20 protein-coding genes and 1 pseudogene are annotated in these 20,231 nt (G+C 60.3%); 12 read left to right on the top strand and 9 right to left on the bottom strand.

The window, feature by feature from the left end:
• Nucleotides 1–108: 108 nt before the first annotated feature.
• Together AAIS01_RS05180 and AAIS01_RS25640 are read left to right on the top strand one after the other, a co-directional pair.
• Nucleotides 109–282 (top strand): DUF6026 family protein, encoded by a 174-nt coding sequence (locus AAIS01_RS05180; RefSeq protein WP_171061379.1) that lies wholly within the window; start codon nucleotides 109–111, stop codon nucleotides 280–282.
• Nucleotides 283–334: 52 nt separating this feature from the next.
• Nucleotides 335–519: pseudogene (locus AAIS01_RS25640) on the top strand (phosphoethanolamine transferase CptA); the annotation flags it as partial.
• A gap of 27 nt (nucleotides 520–546) precedes the next feature.
• Here the strand turns inward: AAIS01_RS25640 and AAIS01_RS05175 are convergent.
• The 4 genes from AAIS01_RS05175 to AAIS01_RS05160 form a co-directional block, all read right to left on the bottom strand.
• On the bottom strand, nucleotides 547–1,041 hold the full coding sequence (locus AAIS01_RS05175) for a GNAT family N-acetyltransferase (RefSeq protein ID WP_343468094.1): 495 nt from the start codon (nucleotides 1,039–1,041) through the stop codon (nucleotides 547–549).
• Nucleotides 1,042–1,098: 57 nt separating this feature from the next.
• Complete coding sequence (zapE, locus tag AAIS01_RS05170; protein ID WP_343468093.1) at nucleotides 1,099–2,220, bottom strand: cell division protein ZapE; 1,122 nt, start codon at nucleotides 2,218–2,220, stop codon at nucleotides 1,099–1,101.
• A 152-nt stretch (nucleotides 2,221–2,372) separates the two neighbouring features.
• Nucleotides 2,373–2,714, bottom strand: a complete 342-nt coding sequence (locus AAIS01_RS05165; RefSeq protein ID WP_343468092.1) for a nuclear transport factor 2 family protein — start codon at nucleotides 2,712–2,714, stop codon at nucleotides 2,373–2,375.
• 51 nt (nucleotides 2,715–2,765) lie between these two features.
• Nucleotides 2,766–3,482 carry a helix-turn-helix transcriptional regulator gene (locus AAIS01_RS05160; protein WP_343468091.1) on the bottom strand — a complete coding sequence of 239 codons (717 nt, stop codon included), beginning with the start codon at nucleotides 3,480–3,482 and terminating at the stop codon, nucleotides 2,766–2,768.
• 184 nt (nucleotides 3,483–3,666) lie between these two features.
• Between AAIS01_RS05160 and AAIS01_RS05155 the strand changes: the two genes are divergently transcribed.
• A complete protein-coding gene (locus tag AAIS01_RS05155) occupies nucleotides 3,667–4,137 on the top strand; it encodes an LEA/WHy family protein (protein WP_343468090.1) in 471 nt (156 codons plus the stop codon).
• A 1-nt stretch (nucleotide 4,138) separates the two neighbouring features.
• Here the strand turns inward: AAIS01_RS05155 and AAIS01_RS05150 are convergent, their stop codons facing one another.
• Entirely contained in the window at nucleotides 4,139–5,062 is a 924-nt protein-coding gene (locus AAIS01_RS05150; RefSeq protein ID WP_343468089.1) for a carbon-nitrogen hydrolase family protein, read from the bottom strand.
• Between the two features lie 94 nt (nucleotides 5,063–5,156).
• Here AAIS01_RS05150 and AAIS01_RS05145 point away from each other — a divergent pair, with 94 nt between their 5' ends.
• Entirely contained in the window at nucleotides 5,157–6,056 is a 900-nt protein-coding gene (locus AAIS01_RS05145) for a LysR family transcriptional regulator (RefSeq protein ID WP_343468088.1), read from the top strand.
• A 3-nt stretch (nucleotides 6,057–6,059) separates the two neighbouring features.
• Here the strand turns inward: AAIS01_RS05145 and AAIS01_RS05140 are convergent, their stop codons facing one another.
• Nucleotides 6,060–6,314, bottom strand: a complete 255-nt coding sequence (locus AAIS01_RS05140) for a hypothetical protein (protein ID WP_343468087.1) — start codon at nucleotides 6,312–6,314, stop codon at nucleotides 6,060–6,062.
• A gap of 160 nt (nucleotides 6,315–6,474) precedes the next feature.
• Between AAIS01_RS05140 and AAIS01_RS05135 the strand changes: the two genes are divergently transcribed.
• Nucleotides 6,475–6,792 carry an ElaB/YgaM/YqjD family protein gene (locus AAIS01_RS05135; RefSeq protein ID WP_343468086.1) on the top strand — a complete coding sequence of 106 codons (318 nt, stop codon included), beginning with the start codon at nucleotides 6,475–6,477 and terminating at the stop codon, nucleotides 6,790–6,792.
• 191 nt (nucleotides 6,793–6,983) lie between these two features.
• Here AAIS01_RS05135 and AAIS01_RS05130 read toward each other — a convergent pair whose 3' ends face one another.
• Nucleotides 6,984–8,015 (bottom strand): Ldh family oxidoreductase, encoded by a 1,032-nt coding sequence (locus AAIS01_RS05130; RefSeq protein ID WP_343468085.1) that lies wholly within the window; start codon nucleotides 8,013–8,015, stop codon nucleotides 6,984–6,986.
• Between the two features lie 314 nt (nucleotides 8,016–8,329).
• Between AAIS01_RS05130 and AAIS01_RS05125 the strand changes: the two genes are divergently transcribed.
• Entirely contained in the window at nucleotides 8,330–9,331 is a 1,002-nt protein-coding gene (locus AAIS01_RS05125) for a FecR family protein (protein ID WP_343468084.1), read from the top strand.
• Between the two features lie 49 nt (nucleotides 9,332–9,380).
• Here AAIS01_RS05125 and pvdQ read toward each other — a convergent pair whose 3' ends face one another.
• Nucleotides 9,381–11,729: a bifunctional acylase PvdQ gene (gene pvdQ, locus AAIS01_RS05120; protein WP_343468083.1), complete on the bottom strand. Its 2,349-nt coding sequence runs from the start codon at nucleotides 11,727–11,729 to the stop codon at nucleotides 9,381–9,383.
• Nucleotides 11,730–12,028: 299 nt separating this feature from the next.
• On the opposite strand from pvdQ, the gene AAIS01_RS05115 reads away from it, so the two are divergent.
• The gene (locus tag AAIS01_RS05115; RefSeq protein WP_343468082.1) at nucleotides 12,029–12,409 is read left to right on the top strand and encodes a fe2+ zn2+ uptake regulation protein; all 381 of its coding nucleotides are present in this window, start codon (nucleotides 12,029–12,031) and stop codon (nucleotides 12,407–12,409) included.
• A gap of 9 nt (nucleotides 12,410–12,418) precedes the next feature.
• Here the strand turns inward: AAIS01_RS05115 and AAIS01_RS05110 are convergent, their stop codons facing one another.
• Nucleotides 12,419–12,607, bottom strand: coding sequence for a hypothetical protein (locus AAIS01_RS05110; RefSeq protein WP_343468081.1), 189 nt, complete (start codon nucleotides 12,605–12,607; stop codon nucleotides 12,419–12,421).
• 486 nt (nucleotides 12,608–13,093) lie between these two features.
• Between AAIS01_RS05110 and AAIS01_RS05105 the strand changes: the two genes are divergently transcribed.
• Genes AAIS01_RS05105 through AAIS01_RS05085 form a run of 5 tightly spaced genes read left to right on the top strand, consistent with a single transcriptional unit; the run spans nucleotide 13,094 to nucleotide 20,160 of the window.
• Nucleotides 13,094–14,329, top strand: a complete 1,236-nt coding sequence (locus AAIS01_RS05105; RefSeq protein ID WP_343468080.1) for an MFS transporter — start codon at nucleotides 13,094–13,096, stop codon at nucleotides 14,327–14,329.
• Nucleotides 14,330–14,356: 27 nt separating this feature from the next.
• Complete coding sequence (locus tag AAIS01_RS05100) at nucleotides 14,357–15,484, top strand: LuxE/PaaK family acyltransferase (RefSeq protein WP_343468079.1); 1,128 nt, start codon at nucleotides 14,357–14,359, stop codon at nucleotides 15,482–15,484.
• Between the two features lies 1 nt (nucleotide 15,485).
• A complete protein-coding gene (locus tag AAIS01_RS05095) occupies nucleotides 15,486–17,897 on the top strand; it encodes an acyl-CoA reductase (RefSeq protein WP_343468078.1) in 2,412 nt (803 codons plus the stop codon).
• 47 nt (nucleotides 17,898–17,944) lie between these two features.
• Complete coding sequence (locus AAIS01_RS05090) at nucleotides 17,945–19,219, top strand: phenylacetate--CoA ligase family protein (protein WP_343468077.1); 1,275 nt, start codon at nucleotides 17,945–17,947, stop codon at nucleotides 19,217–19,219.
• Nucleotides 19,216–20,160 carry a GNAT family N-acetyltransferase gene (locus AAIS01_RS05085; protein ID WP_343468076.1) on the top strand — a complete coding sequence of 315 codons (945 nt, stop codon included), beginning with the start codon at nucleotides 19,216–19,218 and terminating at the stop codon, nucleotides 20,158–20,160. The genes AAIS01_RS05090 and AAIS01_RS05085 overlap by 4 nt, the downstream gene beginning before the upstream one ends.
• Nucleotides 20,161–20,231 lie beyond the last annotated feature (71 nt).

Raw genomic sequence — 20,231 nt, 5'->3', positions numbered from 1 at the left:
AGTTCCAATCACAAGCAAAAGAAATCAGAATCGGCGCCGATAGTAGAGGTGTCGACCAAATACTGGCGACATCTCTATAGTTGATGTACGCCATTTGCGAGGTGAGCAATGGACTCCGTAGTTACCGCACGTCCTCCCCAAACCCTTTACGTGACCATTCGTCGCGACGAATTACGCCTGCTTAAAGAAGAGCGTGATCTGCTGCTTGATGAGGTGACGCAATTGCGCATGCAGTTGCAACACTCCCAGCTGTCCCATCAGAGCCAGGCCCTGGCTCGGTAACCCCGACCCGAGGCGCCGCAAGTGACACTGGACACCCCTGTGTCACTTCGATCTACACCCACTTGTGATCCGCTTGCTTGCCGCGTTGATCGGCGCGCTGCTGTGGGCCTGCCCGGGTGACTGTCTCATCTGTCAGGGGAACGTTCCCAAAGCGTCATCCTCCCCATGCTCGAATCGAGCAGGGCCGAAGCTGGCGAGTACAGGGCGCAGTATTTTGCCGGGTGGGTGGTGACGGCCAAAAGTAACCGGAGTGCCCTGCGGCCTCTACAGGGGCTTTGTCCAGAACAGCATACGGCCATGGGTCGGGTCGAACATGCCGGGGGCAAAGCCGAACTTCGTATAGCTGCCCTGGGCGATGGCGTTGCCTTCGAGCACCTCCAGGGTGATCTTGCAGCAACCCCGCTGGCGGGCAATATCCTCGACTTTCTGCAGCATTTTCTGGCTCAGCCCCAGTCCGCGGAACGGCTTCATCACCACCACATCGTGGACATTGACCAGCGGTCGGCAGGCGAAGGTCGAAAAACCTTCGAAGCAATTGATCAGGCCCGCCGGTTCGCCGTTGACAAAAGCCAGCACGCTGAAGGCATGAGGGCGCTTGGCCAGTTCCTCGGGAAGATGCAACAACACTTCCGGCGGCAGCGGCTGGCCACCGCCCATCGGGTCTTCGGCATAGCCATTTAGCACATGACAGATTGCTTCGGCGTGAACAGCATTGGTATAGCTGGCTTGCAATACAAGAATGTCCCTGGTTTCTTCCACGGCGTTCCATCTCACTTCGTTAGTACCGGCGGCTCCGATGCCGTCGGCGGGATCCGGTCAGGCAGACTGACCAAAGCGCTGCATTTGCATTTCCTGCAGGCGACTGAGCGTACGACGAAACGGGAATTGCAGATAGCCCTCGGTGTACAACCGGTCCATCGGCACCTGTGCCGAAAGATACAACGGCACCTTGCGGTCGTAGCATTCATCGACCAGGGCGATGAAACGCCGCACACCGTCATCATGGATGGACAACTGCGGCAACTCACGATCACCCGCCTCGACCCTTTTAACCCCGTCTTCGGTTCCACGGGCAATGCGCCCCTCGCGCTGCTCGGCACTCAGACTGGGTACGTCGCTGATCAGGATGGCCTTGAAACGGTCACACAGCGCCATGAAATCCATGGCGGAGAACGGCTGCTCGCAGATGTCCGCATAACGACTCCAGAGCACCGTGTCGCTGGCCCGTACAGGCTCAAGCAGACGATGGCCGACTTCAATCGGCAAACTGTTTGGCGCCTGTTGCGCGGTCAACTGGGCGAACACAGCCGCCAACGGATCGGCTTGCCCCGGATCGCGTAACCAATAGCGCTGCTGCAATGCACCCGGATGCTGGCGATGGTCTTGCCATCCATTCACCGGCACGACCTGCATGTGCTGCTTGATCGCCGTGATGGTGGGCAGGAATCGCTCACGGTTGTGGCCGTTGGCATAAAGCTCCTCGGGGGGCAGGTTGGACGTGCTGACCACCACCATGCCCCGCTCGAACATGACCTGGAACAGACGGCCCAGAATAATGGCATCGCCAATGTCGGTGACGAACAACTCGTCGAAACACAACACCCTGACCTCTTGGCTCAGTTCTGCCGCCAATGCCTGCAAAGGGTCCGGCGTGCCCGTAAGCTGGAACGAGCGCTGATGCACCCAGGCCATGAAGTGATGGAAATGCTGACGACGGGCCGGCACCCTAAGGCTGTCGTGGAAACGGTCCATCAACCAGGTCTTGCCGCGTCCGACCGGCCCCCAGAGATAAACGCCCTGGATCGACTTTCGCCCCTCGTGCAATGCCTGGTGGCACTGCTGCAGAGCCATGATGGCCAGCTCCTGGGCTTCATCCTGGACGAAACCATGGTGTTCGATGGCATCCTGCCAGGCGCTCAAGGGGGAGTCGAAAGTCATACGGCCCAGGTCCAGAAAACGAAGGTTGGGGAGTATGCCATGTCGGCGGCTTTGAGTGAGTGACCTCACCTGTCTGTGAATCCCAGCAAAACCCTGTGGCGAGGGCGATTTATCTCCTCGCCACGGGGGTTGACGAACCAACGTGCAAACATCTAGATCGAGATATCCAGCCGGCTGATCTTCCCCTGCTCGTCGAGCCGGAAGGTGTAGCGCAACTCCAGCGGGCTGCCGGGGAAAGTTCCGGAGATCAGGTTCTGCACCAGCACCTTGCCGGTGCGTTGCTGCACATTGAGCACCTCAACCCGAGGCTGCAAACGCCGGCCGGTGTCTTCCATCCACTGGGCGATGGCCGGGATGCCGGCGCGGTGCTGGCCTTCATCGAACACATTGGCATTCTCAGCGAAAAAACGCGTCACCGCCGAACTGTCACGGGCATTGGCGGCCGCAATGTAACCGGCGATGGCCGGGGCCAGGGAAGAGACGGGATTGGACATGGTACGGCTCCTTGTTTTATCGATCTGCCGCCATGCTAGAACAGCCGTGTGTCAGTTTTTGTCAGGAGTGAAACGCCCCGCCTCGTCCAGGTCCATCAGCTTGAACCAGGCGCGCAGCAAGTCGCTGCGCCTGCCAGGATAGCGCTCGCCCTGCTCGGTGGCAGTAGCGATCCGATCTGTGCGAAAGGTCCGATAGGCGCCGCGTAACTCACACCACGCCACCACCACTCGCGCCTCATTGAAAAAGCCCAGGGCCAACGGCCAGATCAGGCGCTGGCTGGGGTTCTTATTCACGTCGGCATAATCGATGTGCAGCTTGGCTTGAGTTCGAATGGCCTGGCGGTACACATTCAGCTCCACCGTATTCTGTGGATAGCCGTAACCCGGAGGCCCGGGCAACACCGTGGGGTTGCGCAGGGCATCCCGGACATCGGGCGCCAGTACCGCCGCGACCTTGGCCAAGGCATCGGCAGCGGCCTTGCCCAGCACCTCGTCGCCGCGCTGATCAACGTAGCGCAGCCCCAGCACAATGGCCTCGATTTCATCGGCGGTGAACATCAATGGCGGCAAGAACAGACCGCTGCGCAACACATAGCCAATACCCGCCTCGCCCTGGATCGGTGCCCCGAGGGCCGAAAGTTCGGCGATATCACGGTAGAGCGTGCGTTCGGACACGTTCAGCTCGGCCGCCAAGGTCGCAGCGGTAACCGGGCAGCGCTTGCCGCGCAAGACTTGCAACAATGTAAGCAGCCGAGTGGTGCGGGACACGATGGGCGATCCGGAAAAAAGATTGACGCAGATTAGCAGAGGCTGGTGTCAGAAAGTGTCAGGAGCCCTCTACCCTGCGCAACGTGAGGTCATGTGGCCGAAGCCTTGTTAGTGACCTTGAATGTGTTGTGAGTTGACGTGCCAGGCGGTTCCCGGCTTTCCTTCCATTTTTGAGAGTTTATCCATGCGCAAAGCCCTCGGTTTTTCCCTTGTCCTGATGCTACTGAGCCTGAGCGCCTGCGCCCTCTTCCCGCACCGCGATCCGCTGAATATCACCGTGGTCGGTATCGAACCGTTGCCCAGCCAGGAACTGGAGATGCGCTTTGCCGTGAAACTGCGATTGCAGAACCCCAACGAAACCGCCATCGATTACAACGGCGTTGCGCTGGACCTTGAGGTAAATGGCCGTACGTTGGCCTCAGGGGTCAGTGATCAGAGCGGTTCCATCCCCCGCTTCTCCGAGGCGGTGTTAAGCGTACCGGTCAGCATTTCAGCTTTTTCCGTTCTGCGTCAGACGCTGGGCCTGAGCCAGACCCAAAGCCTGGACAATCTCCCTTACGTACTCAAAGGCAAACTGGCCGGTGGACTGTTCGGCACCCTGCGCTTCGTTGACCGCGGCACCCTGGATTTGCCGGGTACCGCGGCCACTTGGTAAATCAACGGGTGAAACGCACGCCGGGTTTGGGCCGTTCGTCCACCACCAGTTCGAACACATCGGGCCTGGCGTAATGACCCACCACATCATAGTCGTAGCGTGCCGGCACCAGTTCGTCGGTATCGATTTCGGCGGTCAACAACCCGCTCGTTCCTTTAAGCGGACCGGCCAACACGTCCCCCATGGGGCCGACAATCACACTGCCACCGGCAATCAAGGGACGCTCGGCAGGCCAGTTCGCCACCTCAATGCCCAGCGCCTGAGGCGAGGCCTGAACCTGACAGGCGCTGACCACGAAACAACGACCTTCATGGGCGATATGACGCATGCTCACCTGCCACATCTCCCGCTCATCCACCGTCGGCGCACACCAGACCTGCACCCCTTTGGCGTACATCGCGGTGCGCAACAACGGCATCATGTTCTCCCAACACACCGCAGCACCTACACGACCGACCTGACTGTCGATCACCGGTAGCGTCGAGCCGTCGCCCTTACCCCAAATCAGCCGCTCGGTGCCGGTGGGCATCAGCTTGCGATGCTTGGCCACCAGGCCGGCATCGGGCTCGAAGTACAGAGCGGTGCAATACAAGGTACTGCCGTCACGCTCAATCACACCCAAGACCAGACTTGCCCCCGTGCGCGCCGAAAACCCGGCCAACGCCTCGGTTTCGCTGCCAGGCACGTCGATGGCGTTGGCAAAATAACGGGCAAAGGCCTCGCGCCCCTCGGGCAACCGGTACCCCAACTGTGTACCGAAGCTTTCTCCCTTCGGATACCCACCCAGCAGCGCTTCGGGCATCACCACCAGGCGTGCTCCGGCCTCACGTACGGCATCTTCATAGGAAAGAATCTGCGCCAGGGTGTCAGCTTTGCCGCCGGGCAACGAGCCGATCTGCAGGGCAGCCACAATGGATTTGGGCATGGTTTTCAACTCCTTGATCATCTGGGGTTGCTGATTTTCAGGTGCCGGACGATCATGAATAAAGCCCCATACGCTGCTAAATGATATGAGTGTTATGAATATCGCGGATGTTGACCTCAATCTGCTCAAGACCTTCGAAGCCTTGCACGATGAATCCAGCGCCAGCCGCGCCGCGTTACGCCTGGGTGTGACCCAATCGGCCATCAGCGCGGCGTTGCGCAGGCTTCGAAACCTGTATGACGATCAATTGTTTGTGCGCACCGGCCGCGGCCTGGCGCCGACCTTGCGAGCCAATCAGCTCAAACCGGTGATCAGTGATGCATTGAATAAATGTCGCCAGAGCCTGGCGATGGTAGACCCCGGCGCCGGTCATTACGAAGGTCGTTCAGTTATCGTCGGGCTGTCCGATGATTTCGAAATTGCCCATGGCCGGCGCTTGATCGAGGAAGTGGCACGACGCGCACCGGGGCTACGATTGATTTTTCGCCAGACCCATAGCCAGATCGTCGGCCGGGCCCTGATGGAGCGCAGTTTCGATCTGGCGATCACGGCGGGCGGGTTTACCGAACGCTTGCTCAGCCGTCAGGTACTGGGCGAGGGCGACTACGCCTGTCTCGTCGACCCGGCCAGCCTGATGCCAGACCAGCAGATCCTCACCCTGGAGGCGTTCGTGGCGCGCGAGCATCTGCTCGTGTCGTCGGGTGGTTTCATCGGCATCACCGACGAAGGGCTGGCCGCGCTAGGCCTGAGCCGACGGGTGTGCGCCTCGACCACCCACTTCGCCGCCCTGCCGTTCCTGCTCAAGGGCAGCCAGGCGGTGGCGACCATTCCGCTGCATGCCGCCCGGGCGATCGCCTCGCTCAGTGGCCTGGCACTGCTGCCCTGCCCCCTGAACCTGCCCCGCTACCCTATCGAACTGGGCTGGCGAACCCATACGCAGATGGACCCAGCCGTGGTCAAGGTACGCGAGGCCATCATCACGACCTTTGCCTGAGGTTTATTTGTTGGCAGCCATCAGCCGATTGACTTCACTGCGCACCATGTTGGCGTACTCGGGCGGCGACATGCCGTCCAGTTCGGCACGCACCCATTCGGACCACTTGCCCTTGCGCTTGGAGCGCTCGCCGAACAACCGGGACGCGTCGCCCTTGGCCTTGCCCAGATTGTTTTGCCACAGTTCAAAGAGTCGGGACTTTTCGTCTTCCAGTGCCGCGCGCTCGGCCAGGGGCTTGTCAGCCAGATTGAAACTCATGGGAAATACCTGTTGCGTAAATAGGCGCCATCTTACACCTTGCAGAGGAACGTCTTAACCACGATTTCGGGTGAACTGGGCTGCTATCGCCAGACGCTGCAACTTTTGTCCAGCCGCAGCACTCCATTGTTCACTGTCATCATCAACAAGGAGTACCTCAATGGCTCGCAAAAGCACCCTGCAAGGCAATGGAGAGCAAATCAAGGATCAAGCTTTCAGCGAACTGACGGCATTGATTGAAGAGTCGGAAAAACTGCTCAAGAGCAGCGCCTCGCTGGTGGGTGAAGAGGCTGAGAACCTGCGAGACCAGATATCCCAAAAACTGCAACAGGCCCGGGATTCGGTCGCCAGCGCACGGGAGCGCACCCGTCCGATGGTCGATGCCACCGAAGTCTATATCGGCGGACATCCATGGCAGACCGTGGCCATTTCCGCAGGCTTCGGCCTGGTGGTGGGGTTATTGCTGGGACGGCGTTAAGCGCTCTTGGCAAAACTGTGAATGATCACAGAACTGTGGCGAGGGGGTTTATCCCCGCAGGGCTGCATCGCAGCCCCAATGCGACCTAGCTGCGCAAGGCGTGCGCAGGTTTGAGGGCTGCTGCGCGACCCGACGGGGATAAATCCCCTCGCCACAATCCATGATTCCTCGCCTCTCATTCGAAGCTGGCTTTACACTCCCGCCAGCTCCCGCAGCTGCGCCAACGTCTGTTCGTCCAGCACAATCCCCTGCTCATTGGATTTATTGCGCTCGCGATGCCGACGCTCCCCCGGCATCCGGCGTAACCCGACCCCATGCATCTGCCTGACCAGCTCCTGGCTGCGTTCGGCGAAGTTCTGCCCGGCGGCCATGCTCGGGTCGATCACGATCAGCAACTGACCGGTCCAGGGTGTCTTGGCCCCAGGATGGTTGTGCCAATCGAACTCGAAGGAAAAGTTGCCACCGGTCAGGGCCGCCGCCAACAACTCGACCATCATCGACAACGCCGAGCCCTTGTGTCCGCCAAAAGGCAGGAGCGCCCCGCCTTCGAGAATCGCCTTCGGATCGCAAGTCGGCTGACCGAGGCTGTCCACGCCCATCCCCGGCGGTAGCAGCTCGCCTTTGCGCGCGGCAATCTGCACATCACCATGGGCGATTGCGCTGGTGGCCAGGTCAAAGACAATCGGCTCACCATCGGCCCGTGGCGCGGCGAAGGCAATGGGGTTGGTACCGAAGAGTGGACGGTCAGCACCGTGAGGCACCACGCAGGTCATGCTGTTGACCACGCTCAACGCCACCAGACCTTCATAGGCAAACGGCTCGACATCCGGCCACAGGGCAGCGAAATGATGGGAGTTGCGAATCGCCAACACTGCAATCCCGGCGCTACGGGCCTTGGCTACCAACAAGGGACGTGCGGCGGCCAGGGCCGGCTGGGCGAAACCGTTACCGGCGTCCACCCGCACAAACCCTGATGCCACATCTTCAACCGTGGGTACGGCCTGACCATCGACCCAACCACTTTTCAGCGTCGAGACATAACCGGGAATGCGAAACACCCCATGACTGTGGGCGCCATCACGCTCGGCGCCGGCGCAGTTTTCGGCCAGGGTCCGGGCGACTTCGGCCGATGTGCCGTGTCGCAGGAATATTTTCTCCAGCAAGCTCACCAAAGCGGAAAAGGACAGAGGGCTTGAACCGGCATGATCGGATAGCGCAGACATCTGAAGCTCCAGAGTGATTGTTGGAGGTAGCAACAGCGTAGGTGGAACCAGCCGGCTGATTAAACACCGCTTCAGCGCCGGAGCAAAGCTCGCTCGTGAGGGCGGTGCAGCCCGGAGCCGCTATCGCGAGCAAACTTTGCTCCCACAGGAATTGATCTTTTTTTCACGCGATTCATGCCACGCTATGACCACGACATACCGGTGCCGAGCCTTTGACCGGAAGAAAAACAGGCTCATTTGATGTGCAAACGCCATGATGGCTGTTCTCGGCAGGACATTCCGAAGGTTAGAATGCGGCAAACCAGGAAGAGTCAATGACCGAACACACACTCTCGGAAGCCGAATACGACGCCATTACCGATGCGGCCGCGCATTGGTGCATGCGTTTGCACGCCGTCGACTGCACCGACGCCGAACGGCTGGCATTCAAGCAATGGCACGATGCCGATCCCCTGCACGCTTTCGAATACCAAGCCATGCTGGAAATCTGGGCTGTGGCCGATCACCTTCCGCGTGTCGAAGCGCCACCGTCCCCGACGCCCGTATCGCGACCCAGATCATCCTGGGGCCGATGGGCTGTCGCAGCCGCAGTGCTGGTGCTGGGCATGCCCCTGGCCGCGTACACCGGCTGGAGCCTGGGCTGGGTTGCCAATTCTTACGAACGATTCGAAGCCGATACAAGCGTGCGGCACATCACCCTGAGTGACGGTAGCCAGGTGGAACTTAACCTGGGCAGTGAACTGGTATTTGCCAATTACAAGCATGAGCGTCGGGTGACGCTGAAAAAGGGCGAGGCGTTTTTTGACGTCAGCCATGACACCCGTCACCCGTTCGTGGTGCGGGCGGGCCAGGGCCAGGTGCGCGTAACCGGCACCCGCTTCAATGTATGGATGTATCAGGATCAGGTACGGGTCACGCTGGTGGAAGGCTCCGTCTGGGTGACCAGCCACCAGGCACTTGCTGGCACCGGCTCGCAACTGTCGCCGGGCATGCAGGCCAGCTACAAAGCCGGCGATTACCAACCGCAAGTCCGTGAAGTCGAGGACAACGACAGCTCGCTGGCGTGGCGCAACGGCAAGCTGGTACTCGACAACCTTGCCCTCAGCGATGCGCTGCCGCTGATCAATCGTTATCTCGAACGTCCCGTCATGCTGGCCGACAACAGCACTGGCGCGCTGCGTATCGGCGGTATCTACAACCTCAACGAAGTGAAGAACCTGGTGCCCTCGTTACCCAAAGTCCTGCCGGTTTACCTGACGCAGAACAAGGACGGCAACCCGGTCCTCAACGCCATCGGTCAACGACCCTCCAACTGAAAAAGCCGCCACCGGGCCCGGTCGCGGCTTTTGTGTAAAACAACAGCGATTAGTGCGCGGCCACCCTGCCCGCCTCATCGCGCTCACGGATAGTCACGGCCTGATAGTGCGGATCGGCTTTGATCTGCTGCTCGGTGAAGGGCAGCACACTCCACTGCTTCTTCGAAAATGCCTCGGTCTGATCGGCCGAATAGGGCGATGCAGGGTCGCTGGAAATGGAAAATGCCAACAGTCCCTGAGCCTGGGGGCCTTTGCCATCAAACGTCACCACTTGCAGATAGCTGGTGCCGCTGACCACCTCCCGCTTGCCGTTGGCTCCCGGCACGCTCTGGATCGCGTTATAAATGCCCAGTTCTCCGGGGCCGCCGTGAATGGGCGTCTGCCGGCTGCCACTGCTGGCAACCTGAACATCTTGCCAGCGGCTGTCCTCTGATAATCCGGCTGCCTCCACAGAGGCCTGCGAGGCCAGCATGGCCTGACGCATAGCCTTATGCACCGAGGCACGCTCAATCGCCAAGCCGCGTGGAGTATGTCGCGGGTCTCGCGGATCGAACGGGACACGCCACACATCGGGCACACCCTGCACCTGCTCCATAAGGTGCTGGAAATGAATGAACCCCAATCCGCTGTTCAGACCGGCTGTTCGGTCCCAGGCCTTGAGGTCGTTGCAAACCTTGGTCAACGCCAAGGCATCGCCCCCCAGGTCACCGGCACAAAAGCCAAGCAGGTCCGGCATCACCTGATCAGCCAGGTAGACCTGATCGTCCATGACCATGCGCTGCAGATCACTCACCTTCACCGGCCCGTCCTTGGCCAGCTTACCCAGTCGGTCCAGGGCGAAACGCGTCCGCTGGCCCAGCGGCAGGTCTTGTTGGCTGATCACAGGCGAGTACCCGGACATAGGCTGTGAGGGGTTGACCATCCAGGCCGAATCGTTGGAGTTCTGCACATAATCGCGGCGCAACAGCTGCGGTAGCTTGTCGGAAGCGTAGATACCTTTCTGCACGGCGTTCGAATCAATATCCCAGGCACATTCGCCGCGTGAGCCGTCCAGTACGATGAGTTGCAGCCCTGCCCGTGGGTCGCTGCAGCGGGCCAACTTGTCGGCATCAACATTCGGCACCACCGACACGTTCATGTAGAGACTTTGCCCCTGATCGTCTACCGCCAGGGTGTTGACCCATGGAATACCGTGGATCTCATGGACCGCACGCTGCAAATCCTTGAGCGTGACGGCCTTGTTCATGGCATACCACTGGTCCAGCACCCGGTCATTTTCCAGGTTCGCATCCCGCAGGCTGTAGGCGAACTTGTCATCCCAGTCCAGCCGGCCAGGCCATTGCACGATCGGACCGAACTGCGAGCCGTAGACCACCCGCGAAACCGTCTTCACCTGGCCATCGGGTTGTTGGATGTCCACCGCCACCGTCTGTTGGCTCATCGGTACGGATTGACCATCGAGCAAGTAGCGGGTGGGGTCTTTCGGGTCGAGTTGCAAACGGTACAGGGTGAAATGTTTGGAGGTATCGACGGTGTGGGTCCAGGCCAGATGCTGGCTGAAACCGATGTTGATCAGTGGCAAGCCTGGCAGGGCCGCCCCCATGACGTCCAGCTTGCCGGGGATGGTCAGGTGCATCTGGTAAAAACGCATCCCCCCCAACCAAGGGAAATGCGGGTTCGCCAGCAGCATCCCGCGCCCGTTGAAGGCGCGCTCACTGCCGATGGCGACCGCATTGCTGCCGCGCTCCAGGGCGAAACGTTGCTGCCGGGTCGCTGCGCCTGCAAAACCCGACATCGGGTCGCCTGCGATTGCCGTCGCCTGGGGCGGCTGAGCGCCCGCCAGGGCTTCGGCGAACTGGCCGACGCCACCTTCCACCAGCAGGCGACGGGTCAGTTTGACCAGGTCCAGCACGGTGATCGGCCGAACCCACTCGCTCGCGCATTGCGCTGGCAGGCCGGCGGCCTTGCGTTCGGCCAGCCCGCGGTTGAAGCCCGCCACATAGCCTTCGATCAGTTGCTGGACTTGCGGCGGCTGGGCCTGCCAGAAACCGGAAACGGCTTGCGGCGTGTTGAGCCAGTTGAAAAACACATCGCTGACGCGGTTCTGCCGCTGCTCGAGCGTGACCTGCTCGGGACCGAAATAGCGCGAGCGCTGGCCATTGACGGTGACAATCTCATTGGCCAGCAAGCATAAATTATCCTCAGCGTAGGCGTACCCGATGCCGTAGCCCAACCCGCGCTCATCCTCAGCCCGGATATGCGGCACGCCAAAACTGGTACGGCGGATCTCGGCACTGGCCTGCGCATTATCACCTTGAGCGCTGGCAACGCAGCTCAACCCCAGGCTCACGGCGAAACACACACCTGTGAGGCAAAACCTCGATAACTGCCCGGACATTCTCACGTTTACTCCTGATCGAATACTGTCTAGAACCAGGACGGCTACCGCTACGGCAGAAAGGAACACTTGGCCCGGCCTGGAAATTCACATACCGCGTGCCTGACCGGAATGTGCCTCCCTTGAAAACGAACGGGATGAAAAAAAATTAATCGCCTGGCAACCGCCTGGCTTCGGGAGTTTGAGCACATCCAGGCAAATTTTTCACGTTTTGGCCTTCATGATTGGCCGCGTTCGTTCGTCCTATTACAGGAGAGTATCCGTGACCTTTTCTGATCAGGCTGGTAAGGAGTTTTTACATGCATGACGCGCATCAGCCCATGGAGGGTAAGCCCAGGTTAACCGGCGTTCCGGCGACATCCACCCACCCTCTGTTTGACAGACCGGCAGAACGAGGCGGCAATGATCACATCAAGCTTTTGCTCAAGAGCTTCGGCCTCAGGACCAGCCTGATTCGCCTCAAAGTCATCGATGCATTGCTCAAGGCCGCCGATGAAAACCGCAGCCTGGGTGTGCGAGGGGTGCACAGTCAATTGCTGGAGCTGGACATTCCGTTGTCCTTCCTCAGCGTGCGCGAGGTATTGAAGCGCCTGTGCAGCGAGGGTGTCGTCACCCTCAACCCCGATAAAAGCTACAGCCTGCACCGCAAGGCCATGGACGTGCTTCAGGGCGGGGAGTGACGCCTGCGCTCAGGGCTTGACCTTGCGTCGCATCACGCCGTTGATCACGACCACGATGACCGCTACGGCAATGGCGATGTATTGAAACAGCTTCTCGCTGATCATCCCGTTGTTCTGCATCCAGGTCAGTCCCAGCATGATCGCCAGAACCACGAGGACCACCAGAATCGAGTATTTCAAACGTTGCGATTGAGTCATTGCCAATTTCCTGAATGTATCCGCTCTGTATCCGAATGCGTGCCAGGTCATACCGTGTTTTGGGGATGGCGGGCGGCAGACGGGGTCTTATGGTACAGCCGAAGGGGCGTATTCGCGAAACCGAGGCGTTTATCATGAGCAATTCTGTAGGTTTCGACGTATACCCCCGCTGCTTCCCCCTGTTGTCCATCCTGCCCCTGAGTGGATGCCTCTTCTTCCCACATGACCGAGGTCACGGGGACCGTTAACCCCCTAGGAACTTCCCGCTTTAGACCTGATGCGCCTGCGCATCGGTGAACTGACACCTATCAGATTAATGACTCGCATCACGAACAGATGCCCGACCCTGACTGAAATTTTTCTTACAGACTTAACTCACATTTCTTCCTCAAACACAGGGAAAGCCTTCTTTCGACCCTTAGTTTCACCGACGTATTCTCGAATAAGAGGCGCTTACCTCCTTACCGAAAATCAACGTTGGAAATCATGCAAAACTTGCTGACAACTCTTTCGCCATTACGATTGACAGGCTTTTGCCTGGCTATCGCTCTTTTCGAACTATTGACTTACATGGCCAGCGACCTGGTCATGCCCGCCATGCTTGCGGTGACCCAGGAACTGAACGCGCCCGCAGATCAAATACCCTACGCCTTCAATCTGTACCTATTGGGCGGCGTCTTGCTGCCATGGCTGATCGGTCCACTGTCGGATCGCTATGGACGTCGCTCATTCATGCTCGCTGGGTGTGCCGGCTTTGTGCTGGCGTGCGCGGCGATCACCCTGGTCACCCATATGCAGGGATTCAATGGGCTTCGTCTGATCCAGGGTATGGGCCTGGGCTTTGTGATTGCGGTCAGTTACCCCGCTATACAGGAAGTCTTCGACGAGTCGGACGCCGTGAAAGTCATGGCGTTGCTGGGCAACCTCGCGCTCCTCTCACCCTTGCTGGGGCCGCTGCTGGGTGGGTTGCTGCTGCAATGGCTGTCCTGGCGCGAGTTGTTTGTGCTGCTGGCGGGCCTAGGCGCGGTGAGCTGGTTGGCCTTATGGGCATTCATGCCCCGACACCCTGCCCTGGCGGCCCCCAACGCCAGGCAGCCTGCGCTGGAGTCGTTCGCGCTGCGCACGCTCATCGGGCGGTATGGCGCGCTGCTGGGTCATACCGGATTCATGGCCGCCTGCGTGGCGCTGGGGCTGATGAGCCTGCCGCTGATTGCCTGGATCGGTCTGTCCCCGCTACTACTGATCCAGGGTCAGGGCCTGTCGCCCCTGGTGTACGGCCTGTGGCAGATCCCGGTGTTCTCGGCCGTGATCCTTGGCAATCTCCTGCTGAACCACCTGGTGGAGCGGCTGGGCGTGCGCGGGGTATTGCGCTACAGCCTGTGGCCCTTGTCCAGTGGCCTCATCGCACTCGTGATTGCCAGTCAGTTCAACCTGTATCTACCCGCGCTGGTCAGTGGCCTGGCGCTCTATGCGCTGGGGCTCGGCATGGGCAATGCGGCGCTGTATCGATTGGCGCTATTCGCCAGCGACGACAGCAAAGGGTTGGTCTCGGCCATGGTCGGAATGATTTCCATCGCCGTGATGAGTACAACCGGCTCGTTGCTCGCGCTACTGGGCGCCGGAACGAGCCTGAACGCCTTTGCCTTGATGGTCGGCGTTGCCGGGCTCAGTTGCCTTGTGGCGTTGCGCCTGTTCCTGTCGCGACCGCCCGCTCACGTCTGAAAATCCCCTCCCTGAGGAACATTACCCATGATTCATTTTCCCCACGCCGATGCGCTGTGCGCATTGGCGCAGCCTTACGATCCCGACTCAGTACCTCCTGGTCTGTTTGACCAAGCCATGGCCCAGATCAGCCTGTTCCATTGCCACCACACCCCCGGCTACGAACACTGGCTCAACGCTAACGGCCTGGCTGCCGAGGACCTGGAGCATTTGACTGACTGGTCGCGCTTGCCGCCCATCTACGCCAACTACTTCAAGCAGCGCTTGCTGCTCAGTCCCACCGGTGAGAGCGCGCTGGAGCTGACATCCTCCGGCACCAGCGGCCAGAAAAGCCGCATGCGCTACGACGAGCGCAGCATGGCTGCGGCCCAGGGCATGGTGGCGCGCATCTTTGAGCATTACGGCTGGTCCACGCCGGACTCGCCCTGCAACTACCTGCTGTTCAGCCACGAACCCGAGAAGGTCAATCGCGTGGGCACCGCCCATACGGACCAGTTCTTGCGCAGCTTCGCGCCGACCAATCGGGTTTTCCATGCGCTGCGGCGCACCGCAAAAGGTCATGAGTTCGATGTCTTTGGCGCGATCCGGGCCCTTCAGGAGTTCGCCGAGGAAGGCTTGCCGGTGAGGATCTTCGGCTTCCCGGCGCTGCTGTGCCATGCGCTTGAGCGCATGCGTGAAACCGCGACGCCACATCTCAAGCTTGCCCCCGACTCCCTGGTGTTTCTGGGAGGCGGCTGGAAAAAACAGGCCGCCCAAGAGATCCCCCGCCACGAGGTCTATGAACACATCACCCGGCAACTGGGCATTGAGGTGCACCGCTGCCGCGACGGTTACGGTGCCGTCGAGCACGCCGTGCCGTACATCGAATGTGCGCACCACCGGTTTCATGTGCCGGTCTATTCGAAAGCGTTCGTTCGTCACCCCTCGAACTTCAGCGTCCAGCCCTTCGGCAAGGCGGGATTGTTGTCATTCGTCTCGCCTTACATCTCTTCCAGTCCCGCCCATGCCGTGGTGATGAGCGACCTGGCGACCCTGCATCCGGCAGATTGTGAGTGCGGCCTGAACACCCAATGGTTCGAACTGCACGGTCGGGCCGGCACCAGTGCCAGCCGAAGCTGCGCCATGGCCGCTTCCGAATTGATCAAGGAGAATTGATATGTATCTTATCAACGGCCAATTGCACGCTGATCTGCCATTCGATGCAGCCCTTGAACGCCTGCAGACGCAACTGCCTGCTCTTCTGGACGCACCGCCCCCCAGCGATAGCGTGCTCGATTGCGCGCAGGCGTTTGCACAGACGCTGCGGGACGCAGGACAAACTCCGTTTCTGGACGACGACCAGCGCCAGGCACTGATCGCCTTCTGCGAACGCAAGCATCTGAGCCGCAAACTCGAACGGGAACTGGGGGCAGACGCGCGCTCGCTGCGCCGAATCGACTATTGCGATGGACCTTTCGAAAGCTGGCAACCCCTGGGGCTGGTGGTGCATGTCACCCCTGGCAATGCACCGCTGCTGGGGTTCTTCGCGGCACTGGAAAGCCTGCTGGCGGGCAACGTCAACTGGCTACGACCCAGCACGCGCGATGCAGACCTCACAACGCAGGTGCTGGCGGCGTTCCTCAATTGCGACCCAAGTGGCCAGTTGCGCGATTACGTTGCGGTGCTGCCAGTGCCCTACCAGGAGTGTCGGCGTCTCTTCGCAATGGCCCAAGGCGTCAGCGCCTGGGGTGGCGAGACCGCACTCAAGGCCATGCGCGAACAAATTCCAAGCGGCTGCCGCTGGATCGATTGGGGACATCGCATCAGCTTCGCCTACGTCACGCCGCACGCCGCCAGCGAGCAGGCGCTGGACAGTCTGGTGGATGAGATCTGCCGCCTCGATCAGCAAGCCTGCTCCAGCCCCCAGTGGCTGTTGGTGGACAGCGACGAGCCCGCTCAGATGCAGGCGCTGGGTAACGCCCTGGCCGGCGCATTCGAACGCCGCACCCGACAATGGCCGGCGCTGGAAACCAGCGCGGCCGAAGCGTGCGAGATCACCACCCGCACGGCACTTGCCCGACTTGACCATAGTTTTGCGCAACAAACCGGGCAGATCTGGGAAGGAGACGGCTGGCGCATTCTTTGGGAGCATCACCGCGACCTGTCGCCCTCGCCGCTGTTTCGCACGCTTTTATTACGACCGGTGCCCCATGGGCTGATCACCGAAACGCTGCTGCCCTGGCGGAATGTGTTACAGAGCTGCGCGCTGATCTGTGAACCGCAACGGGCGCCTGAACTGGCGCGTCGCGTAGTAGCCGCCGGCGTGAACCGCATCACGGCAACCGCAGACATCCAGCAAGGCTATGAGGGCGAGCCTCACGACGGCGTCTACGCGCTACAACGTTTGAGTCGCCGGATCTCGGTCGGTCTTGAACCCGAGGTCGCAAGTCATCGTGTGACACTGGACGCATCGCCGGCAGCGATGTCTATTTCTCCTTCGACGCCGATCATGGACAAAGCGGCGTTCCTGGCGCTGCCTACCGCACCTCAAGCGCATCTGTTCTTCCGCTCAGGTGGTAGCAGCGGTGCACCGGTGCTGTCGTCCTATAGCTACCACGATTTTGATCGCCACATGCGGGCCGCCGCCGATGGACTACGCGCGGCCGGCCTGGATCCGGCGAAAGATCGGGTCATGAATCTGTTTTATGGCGGCAATCTCTACGGCGGCTTCTTCAGCTTTGCGAAGATACTGGAGCAGATGAATGTTGTGCATTACCCCATGTGCGCTACGTCGGACGTGAACTTCGAAGAGGTCGCACGGATGATCGTCGCCCACAAGGTCAATACCCTGGTTGGCATGCCGAGCACTGTGCAGCACCTGTTTTCCAGCCAGCGAGAAACCCTTCAAGGCTATGGCGGCGTGCGCAAAATCATGCTGGGCGGCGAGCACCTGGGGCCAGGCTGCCGTCAGTTACTTCAGGACTGCGGCGTCACGAATATTCGCTCAGCCATCTACGGCAGTGTCGACGCGGGCCCCCTTGGCCATGCGTGCATTGCCAGCGGCGATGGTGTTTTCCATCTCATGGAAGACATTCAACACTTGGAGATCGTCCAACTGGAACAGGACGCTCCGGTCGAGCCGGGGGAAACCGGACGGCTCTTGTTCACTTCTCGCCGACGCCAGGCGCAGCCCCTTCACCGCTATGAAGTCGGCGATTGTGGGCGCTGGCTTCCCGAACCCTGCCCCTGTGGCCTGGAGTCACCCCGGTTCGAGTTACGCCAGCGCCACGGCGCGCTGATACGCATCGCGACGTACTTCATCAATACCCACGAGCTGGCCGAACAGGCACAAACCGCCATTCAAATCGTGCTGGATTACCACAGCAGCGGCTGCGAACGCCTGCTGATTCGCGCCGATGGCGATGCACAAACGGTTCGGTGCAGGGTCATGGACCTCGAACTGATGTCCACGCTGGTCGAGTCCGAAATGCTCGTCCTGGAGGTTCAATCCTGCCCGGCGGCACGTTTCGAACAGAACAAACACAGCGGCAAGGTTGCGCGGGTGATTGACCGCCGAATATCCGCCTGACTGTTTTTTCCGTGTCAATGAATAAGCGAAAGTCCGAGAGAACCCTGATGAGCACCTCTTTACCCTTTGAACAATGGCTCGCCCATGTTCGTACGCATTCAATGTTCTACCGCGAGCACCTACGGCATTTACCCGCGCAAAATTGCGCTCTGGAAGATGTCCCCATTATCGACGTCGCCGACTACTGGGTCGGCAGTCATGACCTGGACAATTGGGACGTACTGACCGGCCCCGTCGAAGACGCGCTGATCTACAAAACCGGCGGCACGACCAGCCAGGGAAAACTATCGGTGTACACCCACACTGAATGGCAACGGATGCTCGACTGCTTCGGTCAGAGCCTGTCAGCGCAACTGAAGGCAGGCGATCGAATCGCCAACTTGTTTTTTTCCGGAGACTTGTACGCCAGTTTCCTGTTTATTCATGGTGCTCTGGGCAAAGTCGATGTGCCCATCGCCGAATTTCCCTTCACCGGGGCGGTGGATCTCGACGTACTGACCGAGGCCGTGAGCGGCCACCGCATCAATGTTCTGGCCGGTGTGCCCGCGCACTTGCTGGCGTTTGCCGACCATTTGGACCAACAGGGGCGAACGCTGCCAGGCATCACTACCGTACTGTTCGGTGGCGAAAACCTGTTCGAGAATCAGTTGCCTGCGTTGCAGCGCGCCTTCCCACAGGCACGCTTCGCCTCCATCGGCTATGCCAGTGTGGACGCAGGGCTGGTGGGCGCCAGCGCGCTGGACTGCAACCTCGGCGAACACCGCGTGTTCGACGAACAGATACGGGTGGAGATCATCGACGAACTGAGCGGTGAGGTCATCCAGACGTGCGATCGGCCCGGCAATCTGGTGGTGACCAACCTCAACCGGACCCTGATGCCCATCGTGCGCTATCCGGTGGGTGACCGGGCATGCTGGCGCGAGCCGGTCGGCACCCCGCGACGCAAGTTCGCGCTTCAGGGCCGTAGCGCGAAAAGCCAGCGGGTGCGGGTCGGCGTGTTCTCGCTGTTTTCGCAGGAAATCAGCGACATCATCCGCAGCAATGGCGGTGACCTTCAATGGCAATTGATCATCGAGCACGCACAGAACAACGACCGCGTGGTGCTCAAATGGGTGCCGGGTGGGCAAACGCAAGCTTGCCAGTCACTCTCCAGCACATTGAAAGCCGCCTTGACCAAACAGTATCCAGGTATCGATCAACTCGACCTGCATGTCCAGGCCTGCGGCCCTCAAGCGTTGGAACGCCATCCACGCTCCGGCAAGCACCTGTCGATCATCGACCGCCGCCTCTATGCTCCGCTGACAGCGAGGCACGCCGGATGAGCAGCGTGGTCATCCGGCCGTTCCGGCCCACGGATGGCGTCGGGATCAGCGAATTGTTCCGCCGGGTTTACGGCGATCACTACGTCTCGCCAGACGTCTACCTGCCCCACATGATTGGCCAGCACAACCTGCTGAACCGTTGGCACTCCGTGGTCGCCGTGGTAAACGATCACGTGGTCGGCCATGCTGCATTGTGCCGGCAACCAGCCGAGGGTGAAGACGCGGAATTGGCGCTGATCGCAGTAGACCCCACAGTGCAAGGCGGCCAGATTGCGACGCGCCTGGGGCAACGATTACTGGCCGGCTGCCAGGACCTGGGGCTTGCCAGGCTGTCGATCAAGCAAGTCACCAGTCATTGCTACAGCCAGCGATTGGCCCAAAGACTGGGGTTTCATGACACCGGGCTGCTACCTGACCATGTGCCCTCACCTTTCGCCACGGTCCACGCCGAAACCATCGTGGTCGGCAGCCAAGTGATCAGCGGCAAGCATCGCCCTCTGCCGCACCTTCAGTGGCCCGCGGCATGCCAATGGCTGATGCAGCCACTGGCAGTGCTGTTTGGCACCTCGCTCGATGCGCCCTTGCCTTCGGCACAGCCTTTTCAAATCAGACAACTGCCTGGAAGAGTCGACATTGTGGCCGGGTACATAGACCTTCGCCTGGCCAGGCAACTGCTGCGCTTGCCGGCCCATTGGTCGCTTTCAGTACGACTCGGACTGCGCCAGCAATTTGCTGACGATTACCAACGGCTGATGGACGCCGGATTCGTCTTCACCGGGATCATGCCGGCCGAAGGCAACCCCGGCTGGCAGGCGCTGTTTCACCGTGGCGTCCTGGATCGACCGCTCACTTTGCACTCGGAACCGATGCAACGGCTCCACGAACAAGTGCAAGCCCAAGCACACATCTGGAGGGGCGCTCAGGCAGGTTCGGCGGCTTGAAAACCGGAGCAGGGACGCTCAACACATCACCGAGGTCTTGCCATGATGGCTCGCAAACAGGGCTCAGCGCA

The sequence above is a fragment of the Pseudomonas halotolerans genome, from assembly GCF_039581215.1.
GTDB classification, from domain to species: Bacteria; Pseudomonadota; Gammaproteobacteria; order Pseudomonadales; family Pseudomonadaceae; genus Aquipseudomonas; species Aquipseudomonas tehranensis.
This window is presented reverse-complemented; position numbering and strand designations above follow the sequence as displayed.

What these genes read in the sequence shown, in the direction of transcription:
- AAIS01_RS05180 (WP_171061379.1), top strand. Translation starts at nt 109, where the DNA reads ATGGACTCCGTAGTTACCGCACGTCCTCCCCAAACCCTTTACGTGACC.
- zapE (WP_343468093.1), bottom strand. Translation starts at nt 2,220, where the DNA reads ATGACTTTCGACTCCCCCTTGAGCGCCTGGCAGGATGCCATCGAACAC.
- AAIS01_RS05165 (WP_343468092.1), bottom strand. Translation starts at nt 2,714, where the DNA reads ATGTCCAATCCCGTCTCTTCCCTGGCCCCGGCCATCGCCGGTTACATT.
- AAIS01_RS05155 (WP_343468090.1), top strand. Translation starts at nt 3,667, where the DNA reads ATGCGCAAAGCCCTCGGTTTTTCCCTTGTCCTGATGCTACTGAGCCTG.
- AAIS01_RS05150 (WP_343468089.1), bottom strand. Translation starts at nt 5,062, where the DNA reads ATGCCCAAATCCATTGTGGCTGCCCTGCAGATCGGCTCGTTGCCCGGC.
- AAIS01_RS05145 (WP_343468088.1), top strand. Translation starts at nt 5,157, where the DNA reads ATGAATATCGCGGATGTTGACCTCAATCTGCTCAAGACCTTCGAAGCC.
- AAIS01_RS05140 (WP_343468087.1), bottom strand. Translation starts at nt 6,314, where the DNA reads ATGAGTTTCAATCTGGCTGACAAGCCCCTGGCCGAGCGCGCGGCACTG.
- AAIS01_RS05135 (WP_343468086.1), top strand. Translation starts at nt 6,475, where the DNA reads ATGGCTCGCAAAAGCACCCTGCAAGGCAATGGAGAGCAAATCAAGGAT.
- AAIS01_RS05130 (WP_343468085.1), bottom strand. Translation starts at nt 8,015, where the DNA reads ATGTCTGCGCTATCCGATCATGCCGGTTCAAGCCCTCTGTCCTTTTCC.
- AAIS01_RS05125 (WP_343468084.1), top strand. Translation starts at nt 8,330, where the DNA reads ATGACCGAACACACACTCTCGGAAGCCGAATACGACGCCATTACCGAT.
- pvdQ (WP_343468083.1), bottom strand. Translation starts at nt 11,729, where the DNA reads ATGTCCGGGCAGTTATCGAGGTTTTGCCTCACAGGTGTGTGTTTCGCC.
- AAIS01_RS05115 (WP_343468082.1), top strand. Translation starts at nt 12,029, where the DNA reads ATGCATGACGCGCATCAGCCCATGGAGGGTAAGCCCAGGTTAACCGGC.
- AAIS01_RS05110 (WP_343468081.1), bottom strand. Translation starts at nt 12,607, where the DNA reads ATGACTCAATCGCAACGTTTGAAATACTCGATTCTGGTGGTCCTCGTG.
- AAIS01_RS05105 (WP_343468080.1), top strand. Translation starts at nt 13,094, where the DNA reads ATGCAAAACTTGCTGACAACTCTTTCGCCATTACGATTGACAGGCTTT.
- AAIS01_RS05100 (WP_343468079.1), top strand. Translation starts at nt 14,357, where the DNA reads ATGATTCATTTTCCCCACGCCGATGCGCTGTGCGCATTGGCGCAGCCT.
- AAIS01_RS05095 (WP_343468078.1), top strand. Translation starts at nt 15,486, where the DNA reads ATGTATCTTATCAACGGCCAATTGCACGCTGATCTGCCATTCGATGCA.
- AAIS01_RS05090 (WP_343468077.1), top strand. Translation starts at nt 17,945, where the DNA reads ATGAGCACCTCTTTACCCTTTGAACAATGGCTCGCCCATGTTCGTACG.
- AAIS01_RS05085 (WP_343468076.1), top strand. Translation starts at nt 19,216, where the DNA reads ATGAGCAGCGTGGTCATCCGGCCGTTCCGGCCCACGGATGGCGTCGGG.